This window comes from Novipirellula sp., from assembly GCF_041583735.1.
Taxonomy (GTDB): domain Bacteria; phylum Planctomycetota; class Planctomycetia; order Pirellulales; family Pirellulaceae; genus Novipirellula.
On sequence record NZ_JBFHFD010001003.1, the window covers coordinates 1 to 1866 of the forward strand.

General features: G+C 53.7%; 2 protein-coding genes and 1 pseudogene. 2 read left to right on the top strand and 1 reads right to left on the bottom strand.

Annotated elements, in window-relative coordinates:
- On the top strand, positions 1–586 hold a 586-nt coding region (locus ABX962_RS35490), incomplete at its 5' end, for a lysophospholipid acyltransferase family protein (RefSeq protein WP_372726372.1).
- A 90-nt stretch (positions 587–676) separates the two neighbouring features.
- Positions 677–1279, top strand: a complete 603-nt coding sequence (locus ABX962_RS35495) for a hypothetical protein (protein ID WP_372726373.1) — start codon at positions 677–679, stop codon at positions 1277–1279.
- Between the two features lie 152 nt (positions 1280–1431).
- Here the strand turns inward: ABX962_RS35495 and ABX962_RS35500 are convergent.
- Positions 1432–1866: pseudogene (locus tag ABX962_RS35500) on the bottom strand (metal-dependent phosphohydrolase); the annotation flags it as partial.

Here is a 1866-nt window from a genome sequence, read left to right on the forward strand (position 1 = left end):
TGGAGTGACGGGACATTTTGGCAACTTTGAAATTGGCGGCTATGTGCTTGGTTTGATGGGATTCAGCACCACCACGATCGCACGAAAATTAGACAATCCGTTCCTGCATCGCTGGGTCCAGCGGTTTCGCGGTGCCAAAGGGCAAGTGATGGTCGACAAAGAAGGGTGTGCGCCACTAATCGAGCAACACCTAAAGCAAGGCGGTGTGTTGTCGTTGTTGGCCGATCAACATGCGGGTGACAAAGGCTGCTGGTTGCCGTTCATGGGCGTTCCCGCATCGAGCCACAAAGCGTTAGCTCTGTTCTCGCTCAGCTCCAATGCGCCGATGCTGGTCAGCTATACCATTCGCAAACATGGCGAACCGATGCAGTTCGAATCGGGCTGTGTCGGTATCGCCGATCCGCTGAATGACACCGCCAAGGTCTGTCAATCGGTGACGACATTAACTCAGTGGTACAACGAACGACTCGCCGTTGCGATCAAATTGGCGCCCGAACAATATTGGTGGTTACACCGAAGGTGGCGTCAACCACCGGAGCGTGTTGCAAAGCGATTGGCCAAAGAAGCCGCCAAGCTCGCTGCTTAATTGCATACCGCAATGATGCTATCGATTTACGGTTCGTATGGGCAGCCAATGTACTTGGTGAAGCAACATTCTTGATTTTGGAAATTTCTGATGCGTATTGTCGTGATAGGACTCTACAACTCTGGATCCACCTGTGTCGCTGGAGTGTTGCATCGTTTGGGTGTTGATATGGGAGCCCCGTATTGGCACGAAAATGAATGCTTCTACGAGCCCTACGACTTATCTTGTATCCTTCGCCATTTCTGGCCTGAACCCGATTGTCAATCGCAGGCGCACGAACGAATTCGTGTGGAGGTATTTCGCAATTGGATTTTAGGTCGCGAGTCGCTTGGTTCATCACCGTGCGGGGCGAAACATCCGTTGTTCTGCTTGTCGCTTGCCGACCTACGCAAAGCATGGGGCGAGCAGACGGTTTTCGTCTGGATCCAGCGAGAACGAGAAGCGTCGATCGCGGGTCTACGTAAACGCAATTGGTTTGGTGAGATGACGGAGCCGATTCAGAATAAATTATGGAATGCAGTTCATGATTTTAATTTTGAAAACGCCAACGTCCTAAAGCTCCAATACGATGCAATCCTGCAAGATCCGTCTCGGGAAATTGACCGAATCATTTCCACGCTGAAGCTTGATGTGAAGGCGGATTCCCGACGCCAGGCAATCGCTTGGGTACAGCCGCCAAGCGGTGCCACATGAGCGGCCTTTGACAAGCCCCGCCTTTGACAAGCCCCGCTACGGCAACCCTCGATGCATTTCGGGAAATCCCTGGAGATGCTTTGGGAAGGCACTGCACGTTCGCTGCGTCACGTTGCCCGCAAACGCGGTTCCGGTCGGCGATTCTAGTGGGATCACACCATCAAGACGTTGTCGGCGGGATTCCAGTTGATCGAAGGCATCTTGGAGGGGGGAATTCGCATCTGCTCGATCGTTGGCGAGGCGATTGGGCGAATGATCCGGTTCTCGGCGTTGTCTTCTTGTACCCGTTCACCGTCTTCTCGCATCAGCATCGGGCAGGCATAGCTATGCGCCGAACGGCGGATGACCATTGCGGTGCTGCCGGATCGCAATTCAACATGGCTGCCCAGCGGGTAGAGCGACTCGGTGTTCAAGAACGCTCGCACCACCTCGGGATCAAATGTGCCGCGAGTCGCTTGATGCAGAATCAAGCCGATGGCGTTGTGAGGTAGGATGCCACAGCGATTGGTCGAGGGTGAGATCAGTTGAATGTAGGCATCGACCACATTCAAGATTCGTGCGTATTGATGAATCCGGGCTCCCCGCAA

What these genes read in the sequence shown, in the direction of transcription:
- ABX962_RS35495 (WP_372726373.1), top strand. Translation starts at nt 677, where the DNA reads ATGCGTATTGTCGTGATAGGACTCTACAACTCTGGATCCACCTGTGTC.